This window comes from Candidatus Hydrogenedentota bacterium, from assembly GCA_012523015.1.
Lineage (GTDB): Bacteria > Hydrogenedentota > Hydrogenedentia > Hydrogenedentales > CAITNO01 > JAAYBJ01.
Window position 1 is genome coordinate 15580 of the sequence record JAAYJI010000352.1, and the last position, 14188, is coordinate 29767.

The 14188-nt window shown below is 50.7% G+C and carries 12 protein-coding genes; 6 read left to right on the top strand and 6 right to left on the bottom strand.

Annotated features, from left to right (window positions below; genetic code table 11):
- Window positions 1-107 precede the first annotated feature (107 nt).
- The gene (locus GX117_15155) at window positions 108-596 is read left to right on the top strand and encodes a hypothetical protein (GenBank protein ID NLO34665.1); all 489 of its coding nucleotides are present in this window, start codon (window positions 108-110) and stop codon (window positions 594-596) included.
- On the opposite strand, the gene GX117_15160 is transcribed toward GX117_15155, so the two are convergent.
- From GX117_15160 to GX117_15185, 6 genes are all read right to left on the bottom strand, one after another.
- Window positions 593-1309: a TlyA family RNA methyltransferase gene (locus GX117_15160; GenBank protein ID NLO34666.1), complete on the bottom strand. Its 717-nt coding sequence runs from the start codon at window positions 1307-1309 to the stop codon at window positions 593-595. The genes GX117_15155 and GX117_15160 overlap by 4 nt on opposite strands.
- 45 nt (window positions 1310-1354) lie before the next feature.
- Window positions 1355-2725: a dipeptidase gene (locus GX117_15165; protein NLO34667.1), complete on the bottom strand. Its 1371-nt coding sequence runs from the start codon at window positions 2723-2725 to the stop codon at window positions 1355-1357.
- A 91-nt stretch (window positions 2726-2816) separates the two neighbouring features.
- Window positions 2817-3275, bottom strand: a complete 459-nt coding sequence (gene smpB / locus GX117_15170) for an SsrA-binding protein SmpB (protein NLO34668.1) — start codon at window positions 3273-3275, stop codon at window positions 2817-2819.
- The gene (locus tag GX117_15175; protein NLO34669.1) at window positions 3272-4918 is read right to left on the bottom strand and encodes a hypothetical protein; all 1647 of its coding nucleotides are present in this window, start codon (window positions 4916-4918) and stop codon (window positions 3272-3274) included. Before GX117_15175 ends, smpB begins: the two co-directional genes overlap by 4 nt.
- Window positions 4911-7316 (bottom strand): hypothetical protein, encoded by a 2406-nt coding sequence (locus GX117_15180; protein ID NLO34670.1) that lies wholly within the window; start codon window positions 7314-7316, stop codon window positions 4911-4913. Before GX117_15180 ends, GX117_15175 begins: the two co-directional genes overlap by 8 nt.
- 65 nt (window positions 7317-7381) lie before the next feature.
- Complete coding sequence (locus GX117_15185) at window positions 7382-9571, bottom strand: aminotransferase class I/II-fold pyridoxal phosphate-dependent enzyme (protein NLO34671.1); 2190 nt, start codon at window positions 9569-9571, stop codon at window positions 7382-7384.
- A 261-nt stretch (window positions 9572-9832) separates the two neighbouring features.
- Here GX117_15185 and GX117_15190 point away from each other — a divergent pair, with 261 nt between their 5' ends.
- From GX117_15190 to cysA, 5 genes are read left to right on the top strand one after another with little or no spacing between them, the layout of a single operon-like run.
- A complete protein-coding gene (locus GX117_15190) occupies window positions 9833-10255 on the top strand; it encodes an Rrf2 family transcriptional regulator (protein ID NLO34672.1) in 423 nt (140 codons plus the stop codon).
- 20 nt (window positions 10256-10275) lie between these two features.
- Window positions 10276-11382 carry a sulfate ABC transporter substrate-binding protein gene (locus GX117_15195; protein ID NLO34673.1) on the top strand — a complete coding sequence of 369 codons (1107 nt, stop codon included), beginning with the start codon at window positions 10276-10278 and terminating at the stop codon, window positions 11380-11382.
- A 24-nt stretch (window positions 11383-11406) separates the two neighbouring features.
- On the top strand, window positions 11407-12246 hold the full coding sequence (gene cysT / locus GX117_15200) for a sulfate ABC transporter permease subunit CysT (GenBank protein NLO34674.1): 840 nt from the start codon (window positions 11407-11409) through the stop codon (window positions 12244-12246).
- A gap of 1 nt (window position 12247) precedes the next feature.
- Window positions 12248-13114 carry a sulfate ABC transporter permease subunit CysW gene (gene cysW / locus GX117_15205; protein NLO34675.1) on the top strand — a complete coding sequence of 289 codons (867 nt, stop codon included), beginning with the start codon at window positions 12248-12250 and terminating at the stop codon, window positions 13112-13114.
- Window positions 13111-14187, top strand: a complete 1077-nt coding sequence (cysA, locus tag GX117_15210; protein ID NLO34676.1) for a sulfate ABC transporter ATP-binding protein — start codon at window positions 13111-13113, stop codon at window positions 14185-14187. The genes cysW and cysA overlap by 4 nt, the downstream gene beginning before the upstream one ends.
- Window position 14188 lies beyond the last annotated feature (1 nt).

Here is a 14188-nt window from a genome sequence, read left to right on the forward strand (position 1 = left end):
AGGTTGGAGTATACTTAGATTTGCAGAAGGGTCGGTGCACGTAGTCACGGATCTTTTCTGTCTTCTTTATGGTAGTGAGAAACAGGGCACATTGTATGGAGAATAATATGTCATTACGCCCCGATGAGATGCGCGATATTTTTGAACGTACCATCATCGTGCGACGGCCTACTTACGGAATTGTAAAAGGCTATCACGAACTTCCGTATATCTGCTTAGGAAATCCGGTGGACGAAAAGGACGGAACCCTCCTTGTCCGCGGCATGATCCATGTTTCTCCTCAATTCGTTATCAAGCCGACCCACTACCATCCCAAATATGGTGAAATCTTTGGCGAGGACGGCGTAGACAAGGCTATTTCCGGGCGTATCTTCGGGTTTTTGGGCTTCCCCGATAAGCCCGTAGATTGTTCGTTGGAACAATTCGAGGTCGCGCACGTATCAGGCACATTGGATGATCTGCTGAGCCGTGAGCTGGATGCTTTAGAGCGCAAAGAAGATATTACTACAGGCGTGATCATTACGCCGGAAAGCCGCTATTACCAGATATCGCTGGAACGTTTTATCGCGCATATTTTAGAAGATGAGTTCCGCTAGTCTTCTTTTTTAAAGCCGTGCATCCAAGCCAAGAATTCGCGGTTACCGGCCGGACCGAGCAGCGGTGAGGGAATGACCTCAACGGCGCTGAATCCGAGACCTTTGGCAAATTCGGAAACGCTCTCTATTACCCGGGCGTGAACGGCGGCATCCCGTACGACCCCGCCGCGGCTGACGTGTTCTTTACCCGCCTCAAATTGCGGCTTAATCAGAGCGAGCCCTTCGGGATTCGGCGCCATTAACTCCATTACAGCCGATAAGACCATGGTCAGGGAGATGAAAGAGCAATCAATAGTGAAAAAGGACGGAAGTACATCCAATTGTTCCCGTGTTAAGTTCCGAATGTTGCAGCGTTCGAGGACGATCACCTTGGGGTTCTGTCTTAACTCCCACACCAGTTGACCATAGCCCACGTCTACGGCATAGACTTGCGCTGCCCCCTCTTGTAAGAGACAATCGGTGAATCCGCCTGTAGAAGCGCCTACGTCAATGACCGTTTTGCCTTGCACACGAATGGGAAAATGTTCGAAGGCATGCTTTAGTTTTTCTCCGCCGCGGCTGACAAAAGGCGGCCCGTCTACCAGTTCCAAAACGATAGCGGGATCAACGCGCAGCCCCTGTTTGTTCAATACCTGGCCGTTGCCGTCCTTGATCTTATTTGTCTGGATTAATCCCTGCGCTTTACTGCGTGACACATTAAAACGCTTCGCCACAATCGCATCCAAACGTTCTTTTTGCATTGCTTCCCCGCTGCGCGTTTAGAGAGCCAGAAGTTTCATGAACTGTGCATAACACTCCATGCCTTGAAATAAGAGGGGCAGCGATTGGTGTTCATCCGGTCCATGGATACCGTCTTCGGGCAGCCCAAATCCGAGCATTACCGAATCCACACCTAGCTGTTGCTGCATCAATGCTACGACAGGAACGCTCGCTCCCTCTCTCCTGAAGAAAGGCTTTTTCTTGAAGATCATTTCAATAGCTGTGGCGGCGGCGCGCATGGCAGGCGCTTTACGATCCATGATAGCGCCCGGACCTAAAGAATGAACGATTAATTCATAGCGGTATCCCTGCGGCACTGCCGCTTTCATATACGCCTTGACTTGTTCGACGACCTGATCCAGCCCTTGATCGGCGACAAGGCGCAGCGAGAATTTAGCGCCACAGCTCGCGGGCAGTACTGTTTTAGATCCTTCGCCCTGAAAGCCGCCCCAAATACCGTTAATATCCAGTGAAGGGCGTGCGCCGAGACGCTCAACAGGCGTAAATCCTGATTCTCCATAGAGTTTGGAAGCACCGGAAAGCTTTAAATAATAGGCGTCATCATAAGGACCTTCTTTCAAGACAGCCCGTTCCTCGTCGTCAAGAGGGCGTACCGTATCATAGAGACCGGGCAAGGTGATGCGTCCTTGATCATCATGCATGCCCGCCAAGACTTTACAGAGCACGTGTAATGGATTGCGGATAATACCGCCGAACATGCCGCTGTGCACATCTTTGGGTTGTCCGAAGAGCCGCAATTCAAAACAGGCAAGACCGCGTAAGGCATAGACTAAGGAAGGCGCATCCACAGCATGGATGATGGAGTCGCAATTGACGACGGCGTCACAGTGGAGCAGCTCTTTATGCTCACGAATAAAGGCTTCGAGCCCGGGAGACCCGACTTCCTCATCGCCCTCAATTAGATATTTTATGTTTATCGGAAGTTCGCCATCTACCTGCAACATGCTCTCAACCGCCATGAGTTGCGCAAAGATCTGCCCTTTCATGTCCGACGCGCCCCGTGCATAGATGTTGTCATCTCGTATGGCGGGGTCAAAAGGCGGTGTCGTCCATTCATGGAGAGGATCACAAGGCTGCACGTCATAATGGCCGTAAACCAGCAAGCAGGGTTTGCCCGGAGCATGGAGCCAATCACCGTAGACGACGGGATTATGGCTGGTCGGCATCAAGGCGACATTCTCCAGACCCATGGCGCGCATTTGTTCAGCAAACCATGTCGCCATCTCCTGCATATCCCCTTTGTTTTCTGAAAAAGTAGATATGCTTGGTATCGCCAATGCCTCTTTAAAGCGGCTCACATAAGATTCTCGGTGTTGTCGAATATGTGCAAAAACAGGATCCAAATTCATAAGAAATACGCCTTTTTTTTAATTGCGTCTATAGAAACCCGGAGCCGGGTATGAAAGACGCTTATTGGTTCTATAGGGACAGCATCATGTACTATCTTATTCGTTTGACGATGCGTTCCATCTCTCGGTCTGATTCTCTTTTCTTGATGGATTCGCGTTTATCATAAAAATGTTTGGCCCGGCACAAGGCAATTTCCACCTTAACTTTCCCCCGTTTGAAGTAAACGGTTAGAGGTACCACGGTCATCCCTTTTTCCTGAACTTGCCGGGTTAATTTATTGATTTCACGTCTATTGAGCAAGAGCTTTCTCGGCCGTTCCGGCGTATGGTTGTTGATATTGCCTTGTAAATAGGGGCTCACACGGGAACCGACCAGCCACGCCTCACCTTTGTTCAAATCCACATACGATTCTTTTAGGCTGATGGCGTTATTGACGCGGATAGACTTTACTTCGGTGCCTTGCAATGCGATGCCTGCCTCGAACTTTTCCAATACATGGTATTCGTGGTAGGCCTTTCTATTTTTCGTGACAATCTTAATGCCGCTCATGATTCCCCCAATTCGGTGCTTTGTGTGTCCGCCGTCTCGTCATTTGTTGGGGCATGTAGGTCAGCCGCCATATTGATCTTGACCTCAGCGCGGAGCCGTCCCTCACTCCAAGAGGCGAGCAATGCCGCTTCTTTCACCCGTGACGCAGATTCTTGCCATGATTTGGCGGCGAGCTCCAAGCTCTCCGGCGTATATCCGCGCAATAAACCGGAATAGGCCAATTCTCGTGCTGCATCCAACAAGGTGTCTGCCACTTCAGGGGGCTTGACCGAAGCGTACAAATTGCCCTGCTGATTAAAGCCTTGCACGAGGGGCAAGGTGTTTTTCATGTTGATTGCCAAAGGCAGACTGGAGCTGAACAAGATCCCTTCATTATAGGTCAACAATGTAGGTTCGAGATTGGGCCCGCCCACGAAAGGCACGTGACAAAGCATTTCTTCCGCATTGAGGCGCGGACACAAATCTATTTCATCGGCAGTCTCCGGCGTGGCGGGTATATTTTCGAAAAGGAAAAGCATTCGATCTGTATTCGCTTCAAAGGTGGCTGCCACAAGTGGCACGGGCATTATTTCGTTGGAATCCATGCCGAACCAACCCAAACGAACCCGTGAATCGCTGGTTTGGAGCATGGAAGCAATTAAGGGTTGCAAGGACGTAATTTCTGTCTCGTCTTCGGGCATTCTGTAACTGTGCCACAGCCATTCGGGGAAGATGTTGGTCTCGTAAAACACTTTGGCCAGTCCATCCAATATTTGCGACAAGGGTTTCCCAAAATCCATGGAAACAGAAAAGAGCGTATCAAAAGGAATGGGCAGCGTTTGTCCCGTAGTAGAGGGCAATAACATTTCATATTGCTGTTGGAACGCGTCGGAGAATCCTCCCTGCACCAGAAAACGGATAGACTCTTTTTCAAACTTTAAGGCAAAGGATAAGGCTTCGAAAGGACGGAAAGACTCTTCAAATATTTCCGGTTCCAAGCGGCAGTAAATATCTGCGCCGCCGGACTCTTTGACACGTTCCGCAAGATCCGACTCCGTCAGCGCCTTTGCTTTTTCCAAGGTAAGGGCGAGGATCAATTCGTCTCGTGACATGGAGAGCAGCAACATGCGCCCGCGTACAGCGTAGTAAAGGGAAGCATCAGGGAGATAATGAAGTTTCAGTCCGCCTGCAGTGTCGGCTTTAACGATAGGCAGCAAACGGGCGGCTTTTTCGGCGATGCAGCCGACACGGGTCATTTTGGTGACAATCAGGGTATTGTCGAAGTCTTGAAAGTTCTTTCCCGAGACGAGGCAAAGACCGCTGTTCAGATTTTTTAAGAGCCACTCGGGCACGGGCAATTCTTGGGCAATGCCGTCCATCACATGTCGCAAGGAGGAAGATTCCCAAAATAAGGGGGCGAGATTACTGTCGATGACATCTTGGCGACGCTGTACCACATCGTTGATATACACTTGGAAATTAGCATCTTTTCCAATGAACGACGCCATGGGATGATTGTCTCGGGTTATCCAGATCCCCACAATGACGAGCAGAACAATCAGCGGGACAAGATATTTAGCGACACTGACGCTGTGCCTGTGTAAGAGGCGGCGGCGGCGGTTTGTTCCCCTTTTCATGCTATAAAAACGTAAGGTCTCAGTCATAGTTTTTCTCCGAAAGGCTTAACCGTGTAAATTTGCCGACAGTACCCGAAGGCACAGGGAAAGCCACTTCCATCACTTGGGCGCTTGGCAGAAAAACGACACTGTGCCGCGTTTGCGCGTTCCAAATGCGCTCAAGATTATCGACAGCAGGCTGACCGGCACCGGTTAAGATCTGTTTGAGCGTCTCTACGGAAAGTTCCGGTTGGGCATTGAGCAATTCACGAGCCGTAGCATAGCGCTTGCGTGTGGCGGATGATGCCTGCACATTTTCGGGTAATACTCCCAGCAATACGCCATCCTCAGCTTCGCGAACCGTAACGGTCTCCCCCATCTCTACAATGGCGGCACGGGGATTTTGACCTTCCATACCCGCCACCAACACATGGGTGTTTCGGATATGGTCGATCCTTTGAAGCCTTTCAATGGCATCGGCGTACGACACAGCATATTGAATGATATCGCGCAGGAGAAACTCAAGGGGCGCTTTTTCGGGAAGCTGCCCCACTTCCGGATGAAGCCGCTCTACACAGAGCACCAAGCCCTTTTCATTCATTGCTGTCAGCAGACCGGCATTCCAGGTAAATCCTGCCTGTAGAAAGGCATGGCCCTCGTCGGGAAGGACTTTAGTAACAACTCCTTTTTCTTGGAGACGCCAATCCAGATTCCGACCGATGATCAATTCTTCCTTGCCTGCCCGTTTACCAATGACTGCAGCCATGGTGCAAATCGGCGCTGCATAAAGAAGTGCTTTGTCATCGATACTATCGTAAAGAGGCGCATTTTGCAACAACCAAAGCCCGTCAAAAGGCAGGCGTGCTCCCGTCGCCATCCCCTCCATTTCCTGCAGCAATTCCAAGGAGATGTCTTTCAACAAATTGCGTGACCCCATGCCCATGAACGCCAGAGCGAGAACAGGCACATTGACAAAGGAAGGAATGCTTTTCCAAAAGCCGCCTTCGGGCAGCCAAGTGCCCTGAGCAACAGATTGGACAACGCGCTGCTCATAACGCATCTGAATATCAGCGGTAAACAGATTGCCCCGCTGCAATCCCCTGTGCTGAGGACTGCCGCTGAGGGTCACCAAGCTTCCGCCGTCTAAAGTCTCCACCGGCGCTTCTTTAAATGCTTCGACAGGATCAGGTGCCGCTGCGCCACGGGTCATCACAGATTCGAATTGTTCATAGAACCAATCTTCAGTGCCCGGGCCGAAAAAGGTCATGGCCGATTCGTAAGTCAGGTCTGCGTAGAGATGTCTGGGGACAAAATACCCGAGATAATCGTTGCTCAGTCCAACGGACAAATGAGCGCCATAGCCATGATTCAAAGCGATGCTGCGCATCTTAAGCCCCAGCTCCACGCAAGGTTCTCCGGGGAAAAAGGAAATCAATAAATCGTTAATTTCCAGGGATGCAATTAGCACTTCGTCTGGATGAAAAAAGGAAGCCAAGCTCGGCGGCAGTGAAGCCATTTTTTGCGTGTACGACAAGGTAGGCTGCGAAAAACTCAAGCTCTGAGACAGTTCAAAAGCCTGATTCGCCAACGCTCTGCCCATTGCTTCGGTGCGTTCCCATCCGCCCTTGTTTCCTGGAGGTGAAATGGTTTGATTACCTTCCGCACCGTTCAAGAAAAAGGAAACACAGTCAGCGCCTAACAAGCTATCCATTTCATCATAGTAAAACCCGGGATAATCGGCAGAAAAATTGAACTTGTCTCCATCGCCTATGGAGGTAGGATGGGCAGCAAGATTGGATAGAAAGGCTATCGGATTCCCGTCGCTATCCTCAATCATGATGACGCCTAATTGCGGATCTACCGGGCCGCCGCTATAGCGGCGATTAACCGTGATTCCGTCATGGTATCCCACGGCATAACCCAAGGCGGCGGTACGGCGTTTGGAAAAGGCATTCTTCATGGCTTCCGCAATGCGCACGGCGGTAGTTTCAAGGACATCCGGTATAAAGCGTCCCGATACGAAACGGAAGGGAATGTTGCGGCACATGCCGCCATGACCGTTATGGGTATGGGTGGCTGTCAAGATAATGTTTTCCGGATTGATAAGATCGGCAACCAATTCCTCCACACGCTGACGCAGTTCCGGGTTTACGGCAACCAGATCGAGGCTCACCCAAAAGAGTTGTGTATTGCCGTCGTTCAGATACAGCGCCCTTGCCCATAGGGGATCATGAACACCGGTAGAATTCTTTCCCATGCGATCCCCATAGCCATTGAGAGGCGTACCGATGGGTGGTGTAATTTCTATTTTTGCGGCGCCGGCTTCAAAAGCTTGAGCCGGCAGGTGCAGCGCTACGGCTCCCAGGACGAAGCAAAGAAGGAAGAGGAGTCTCTTCATTCGATGGGCATGTTTTTTCGTTTTGTTAATTGTAGATAAAGCGTTCATGGAGCAGAAAATTCCCTGCGGTTTTACCGCATTCAACAAGATCGTAGTGCATTCAGTAACCGGACTCACTTCCTGCGATGGGACAAGACCTTTTTCAAGGCTGTCACCACTTCGTTAATATGTCGATCGTTCAATTGTGGATGCAGTGGAAGCGAAATGATCCGATTCGACAATGAGGTCGCCACCGGTAAATCCTGCGGCTTTATTTGAAGCGCCTTTGCGTAGTATTCATGGAGATGAAGTCCGTAAAAATGGACGCCTGTCCCAATGTTTTCGCGCCTCAAATCTTGGACAATTTCATTTCGGTCTCGGGTCAATTTGTCTAAGTTTAATTTAATTATATAGAGATGCCACGCGTGTATGCCATCTTCAACGTTGGGCGGCAATTCTATTTCATCCACATCAGCCAATACGGTGCTGTACATCTCGGCAATCCGTTTGCGGGACGCGGCAAAAGCGGGGAACTTTTTCATTTGCTCGATCCCCAGTGCTGCATTGACATTGCCCAAAGCATATTTAAATCCCGGCGTAACAACCTCTGAGGGTGCGGGAACTGCACTGCGCCCGTAGCGGTCCCAGGCCGTTGCCATCATACCATTGGCGGAAAGTTGGCGGATATGTTCTGCTAATTCAGCGTCGTTTAACGTAATAACGCCGCCTTCCATGGTGGTAATGTTTTTCGTGGCATAAAAGCTGAAACAACTCAAGCCCTCTGAACCGATAGGCCGATCTTTGTACCACGTGCCGAAGGCATGGGCGGAGTCTTCAACAATCGGAATAGCAGCGGCGGCGGCAATACTCCGTATAGCGTCCATATCGCAGGGCATTCCCGCCATATGGACGGGCATGATCGCCTTGGTTTTTTCGTTGATCGCTTCGCGCAATGCTTCAGGATCCATGTTCATACTGTGGGGATCCACATCAACCAAACGGAGTGAAGCGCCCATGTTTACAATGGTGTTGGCGGTGGAAGCCCAGGTAATGGGTGTGGTGATCACCTCATCGCCGGGACCGACACCCAAGGCAGCCAGACATAAATGCAAGGCTGCCGTGCAGGAAGAAACGCCAATAGCATACTTCGCGTGGAGTTCTTCGGACACCATCTTTTCGAATACCCGTATTTGCGGGCCTGAAGTGAGCCAACCACTGCGAAGCGCGTTAATGACCGCACGTTCTTCTTCGGGTCCTAAGTTGGGGCGGCTTAAAGGAATGAACCGAGCCGCTACGGGTTCGCCGCCTTCGTCGACAGGAGTAGCGCGAAGCCGTTTCATACGATCTACATTGAAATAGGCCTCTGCGAAGGGCTGAAGGGTGTCGTCTCGGAGAAAAGCTTGGATCTCTTCAATACCCTTTGAAATTCCTTGCATAGGCGGGGTATCAAGAAGGGCGTTCAATTTCGTAAAACGAACCCGGTAATTACGTAAATCGTCATCATCTTTCGCCAGATCAATTTCTACACCGCCCAGAGCGTCGGAGACGAGCTGCGCCAATTCTTTAATGCGGATATTTTGTGCGTCTGAGCCTACATTAAATATTTTACCGGCAACCAAGTCATCGGAAAAGGATGCCAGGCGCAATAAAACAGAAGCAGCATCGCGAATATGCAAAAAGGGACGCCATTGTGAACCACCACCGCGCACGACAATCCGTTTGTTGCGCATGGCTGCGGCGACCATGTAATTGACGGCCAAATCAAAGCGCATCCGTTTTGAAAAACCGAAAAGCGTCCCCATACGCGCCACGACCGGAGCAAAAGAAGTAGAGGTCATATTGAGCAAGGCTTGTTCCGCCTTGAGTTTGGTTTCTGCAAAGACAGAGACGGGATTGGCAGGACTTTCTTCATCCAAGATTTCAAAAACGCCGTTGCCGTAGACAGCGCATGTGGAAGCGAAGACAAAGTCTTTTACATTGGCTTCAATAGCTTGACGTGCCAATTCCAAGCTGCAGTCAACATTGATTTGATGGTCCATTTCAGGATCGAGATCACAGGTGGGATCACTGGACAAGCCTGCCAAATGAATGACGGTGTCCACCCCGTATAATAAGCCGGGATGTTCTTGTAAACGGCGGATATCCCCTTGAATCAGCTGCAAGCGGCCGGAAGCCAATTCTGGCTCAAACATTTTTTCAGGCTCAAGCGACGGAGGTAAAAAACAAAAACGATCCATCACGCGCACTTGGTGCCCCAAAGCGATTGCCTGTGCTACCAGTTCTCCCCCAAGATAACCGCCCCCGCCTGTCACTAAAATATGCATAATATAGAAACGCTCCTTGGATCGTTGGTTATATCAAAACAGTCTTGCTGATTGTAAAGGGAACACCACAAATGCCCTGGCAGATGTGGGGCGGCGCGATAAAGCGCAAAAACACATCATTGAACCGAATTATAACACTTGCCTATGAGCAATGGATAACAGCTTGAAAGAGAGATTATCAGCCGTCACAATCTTGCATTTATATTTTTGCTTTAATATAATACCTACTTGGTCGTGATTAATTAACGGAAGTGTAATGACGTGAAATTATCAAAGAAAACTGACTATGCCCTGAGAAGCTTGTGTTATCTTGCCGCAGAAGATAGGGAAGAATATATTTCGATACGCGCCCTTTCCGAAGCCAACGATATCCCCTATCGCTTTTTACAACAAATTGTGCTTGATCTGAAACAACACGGGTGGATTATTACGCAGCCGGGCAGAGATGGCGGTTTGCGCCTTGCCCGCCCTGCCGATGCCATTACCGTGGGCGAAGTGGTTCGTGTTTTTGATGGTGTCTTAGCGCCTATAGGCTGTGTGTCCATCACCAATTATGAAGCGTGCAGCCAAGAAACGACCTGCCTATTCCGGCCCCTGTTGTTGGAAGTTCGTAATTACACCGCTGATTTACTGGATCGTACGACCTTACGCGACCTCATTGACGGCAAAACCAAGGTGGAGTAACTGAGAAGGAAGAGTCGGGGATGCTATCTAAACTTGATACGGGTTCAGCTTGGGGAAGAATCCTCTCTCTGTCTTTTTTTGCCTTCTTTCTTCTTTGTGTGCCCTTGCTCTTTTCCTGTTCGAATCATAATGACCCCTTGCGCGTTGATTTGCTCAATGTGTCCTATGACCCCACCCGTGAACTATACCAAGACTATAACGCTTGGTTTGCCCAAGCCTGGCGTGAGGAAACGGGGCAACATGTGGCTATCCGACAATCCCACGGCGGTTCGGGCAAGCAGGCACGGTCAGTGATTGACGGTTTGGAAGCCCATGTGGTGACTCTTGCCCTAGCCTATGATATTGACGGGATTGTGGATAAGAGCGGGCTTATAGATTCAGACTGGCAGAACCGTCTGCCCTTCAACAGCGCGCCCTATACCTCTACTATTGTGTTTCTTGTGAGAAAAGGAAATCCCAAATCGATCCAAGATTGGGACGACTTGGTTCGGCCGGACGTGGAGGTGATCACCGCCAACCCGCTCACTTCGGGCGGCGCACGGTGGGCCTATTTAGCAGCTTGGGGCTATGCCCTCGACCGCGCTTCCGGCGGCAGTTTCCCTGCGCCTTCGCACGCGGGAGAAGCATTAACGGAAACGGAAACCCAGGCTTATGCCTTTATAAAGCGCCTCTTCCAACAGGTACCCGTATTGGATTCCGGCGCACGGGCGGCAACGACCACTTTTTTACAAAGAAACATTGGGGACGTGTTGTTGACATGGGAAAATGAAGCGTTTTTGGTCTTAGACCTGGAAATTGCCGACGGGATAGAGCTCGTTGTACCGTCTATCAGCATTCTGACAGAACCCACCGTCGCTTGGGTGGATGCGGTAACCAAGCGGCGGGCTACGGAGACTGTTGCAAAGGCGTATTTAGACTATCTCTATGGGCCGGAAGGTCAGCGGATCATTGCGAATCATTATTTTCGGCCAAGGCATCCTGAATATGTGGAAGCAGAGCATTTGGCACGCTTTGTAGATGTGAAACTATTTACCTTGGAATCCTGCTTTGGCAGTTGGCAAGAAGCCCATACCCGTCATTTTTCTGAATCAGGCTTGTTCTCTTCACTGTTTAGCGCTTCACCATAAGAATTCGGCAAGGAAAAGCACAGCATGGCATTACCGATTAAACGGCGTCACTTTCTTCCGGGCTTTGGATTGAGTCTGGGCTATACGATCACCTATCTCAGTCTTCTTGTCTTGCTTCCCCTGTCTATCTTGGGTTTCAAAGCACTGTCCCTTGAGCTGAGCACCTTTAAGACGGTTCTTTTAGATCCCCGTACCCTTGCCGCGTTACGCCTGAGTTTTGCCGCCGCTTTTATAGGCGCGTCCTTAAATCTTGTCTTCGGCTTTGTGGTTGCGTGGACCCTTGTCCGCTACCCTTTCCCCGGTCATCGCGTTGTGGACGCCTTGGTCGATATCCCCTTTGCCCTTCCTACGGCAGTGTCAGGGATTGCGCTGACAACACTCTTCGCACGAACCGGTCTTATCGGCCGCTTCCTGGATATGCTGGGGATACAGGTTGCTTTCGCCCCTGCAGGCGTGGTCGTGGCGCTTACCTTTATCGGACTTCCTTTCGTGGTGCGCACCTTGCAGCCCGCCATAGCCGACCTAGATCCTGAGTATGAAGAGGCAGCACGGAATCTGGGCGCGTCATCCTTCACCCTATTTATTCGCGTAAATTTACCCTCCTTACGGCCGGCATTGCTGACCGGCTTCACCCTTGCATTGGCGCGGGCACTGGGCGAATATGGTTCTGTTGTCTTCATTTCCGGCAATCTACCCATGCGCACCGAGATCATTTCTTTGTTGATTATGGGTAAATTGGAACAGTTCGATTATGCCGGTGCCACGGCGTTGGCGGTCATCGCGCTCTGCCTCTCCTTTTTGATGTTGTTGTCTGTTAATCTTCTCCAGTGGCGTCTCAGCCGCAAAACGCAACAGGTAGATTGATATGAGCTCTAATCGTTATCGTTTTCACTGGACCAAATATTGTTGCACCCTCGTGACCCTCGTTTTTCTCTCTGTATTTCTGGTGCTCCCCCTTATCCTTGTATTTATAGAAGCTTTTCGCGGCGGCATCAATAGCTACATCGCCGCCATTACAGAAGCGGACGCCCGTGCTGCTGTACTGCTCACGCTTTTTGTGGCTGCCGTTACAGTGCCGCTCAATACCTTCTTCGGCAACATGGCCGCTTGGGCGTTGACCAAGTTCGATTATCGCGGGAAAAGCCTGCTCCTCACATTGATCGACCTGCCCTTTGTTGTTCCCCCTGTCATTGCGGGACTGATCTTCATTTTGATGCTCGGTTCCAATGGTGTCTTCGGTCCTTGGCTGAAGGCAATGGATATAACCCTTATCTTTGCGCCGCCTGCTATCTTTATTGCCACCTTCTTTATTACCTTCCCCTTCATTGTCCGTGAATTGGTGCCCCTCATGCAGGAACAAGGCAGAGATGAAGAAGAGGCTGCCATTTCCTTGGGAGCCGGCGCGTTGAAAACCTTTTGGCTCATCACACTGCCTAATATCAAGTGGGCGCTGCTCCATGGAATTATCTTATGCAATGCACGAGCCATGGGCGAATTTGGCGCCGTCTCGGTGGTCTCCGGACACATAAGAGGCTCTACCATTACCATGCCCCTTCATATAGAGATTTTATATAACGAATACAACTTCAGCGCTGCCTTCGCTGTTGCGTCGCTCCTCGCCATGCTCGCTTTGGTCACGCTCCTTATCAAAAGCTTACTGGAATGGCGTCTTCAACGGGAGCGGCGCGGATTTGCTCAACATGGTCCAACTCAGGAAGGAACGTTAATGTGAGTATCGAAGTCACGAATATCAGCAAATCCTTTGGCGATTTTAAGGCGCTGGACAATGTGAGTCTCCGTGTTGATACAGGAGAGTTGGTCGCCTTGTTGGGTCCTTCCGGCTCTGGCAAAACGACATTGCTTCGGATTATCGCCGGACTGGATATCCCCGATGACACGCCGGGAGCCAAGGTGATGTTGAGCGAGGAAAATGTAGCCCGCTGCGATCCCGGCAATCGTCGCGTTGGCTTTGTGTTTCAACACTATGCGCTCTTCCGACACATGACCGTATTTGATAACATCGCTTTTGGACTTCACGCCCGGCCGCGCCGTACCCGCCCTTCCAAAGGAGCTATTCGAGAAAAAGTAATGCAGCTGCTGCAACTGATCCAGCTGGAAAATCTGGGGAACCGCTATCCAGCGCAACTCTCCGGAGGACAACGGCAGCGGGTGGCTTTGGCACGCGCCCTTGCTATCGAACCGCGTGTGCTGCTCTTGGATGAACCCTTTGGCGCTTTGGATGCACGGGTGCGGCAGGATCTGCGGCGCTGGCTTCGCCGCCTCCACGAGGAGATTCATGTGACCAGCGTTTTTGTGACCCACGACCAAGAGGAAGCGTTGGAACTAGCAAGCCGTGTAGTCGTGATGAATGAAGGCAAGATTGAACAAATCGGCGCACCCGATGAAGTATTTCACCAGCCTGCCACCGAATTTGTCATGAAGTTTTTAGGGAATGTCAATTTCTTTCACGGCCGTATAGAATCGGGAAAGGCGATTTTTGGAGGCTGGCAATTACATACCACTTCCCTGACTTGCGAAGACGGTTCGCCGGCACGCCTATTTGTGCGGCCCCATGATTTAGAAATCGTGAAAGAGTCTCACGGTGCATCGACGGCTCTTGCCTGCGTGCGGCGCATCCAATCTGCAGGCCCGCACGTGAAAGTAGAATTGGAATTGGACACGGGCGAATCTGTATTGGTGGAACTATCCCATGAACGATACAGACAACTTCGCCCCAAGCCGGGCGAACAGGTTTTCATCAACCTGCGCAATGCTCGGATCTTTACAGAAGATTACATGATCTGAA

Coding starts and splice junctions, on each gene's coding strand:
- GX117_15155 (NLO34665.1), top strand. CDS start 108: ATGTCATTACGCCCCGATGAGATGCGCGATATTTTTGAACGTACCATC.
- GX117_15165 (NLO34667.1), bottom strand. CDS start 2,725: ATGAATTTGGATCCTGTTTTTGCACATATTCGACAACACCGAGAATCT.
- smpB (NLO34668.1), bottom strand. CDS start 3,275: ATGAGCGGCATTAAGATTGTCACGAAAAATAGAAAGGCCTACCACGAA.
- GX117_15175 (NLO34669.1), bottom strand. CDS start 4,918: ATGACTGAGACCTTACGTTTTTATAGCATGAAAAGGGGAACAAACCGC.
- GX117_15180 (NLO34670.1), bottom strand. CDS start 7,316: ATGAACGCTTTATCTACAATTAACAAAACGAAAAAACATGCCCATCGA.
- GX117_15185 (NLO34671.1), bottom strand. CDS start 9,571: ATGCATATTTTAGTGACAGGCGGGGGCGGTTATCTTGGGGGAGAACTG.
- GX117_15195 (NLO34673.1), top strand. CDS start 10,276: ATGCTATCTAAACTTGATACGGGTTCAGCTTGGGGAAGAATCCTCTCT.
- cysT (NLO34674.1), top strand. CDS start 11,407: ATGGCATTACCGATTAAACGGCGTCACTTTCTTCCGGGCTTTGGATTG.
- cysW (NLO34675.1), top strand. CDS start 12,248: ATGAGCTCTAATCGTTATCGTTTTCACTGGACCAAATATTGTTGCACC.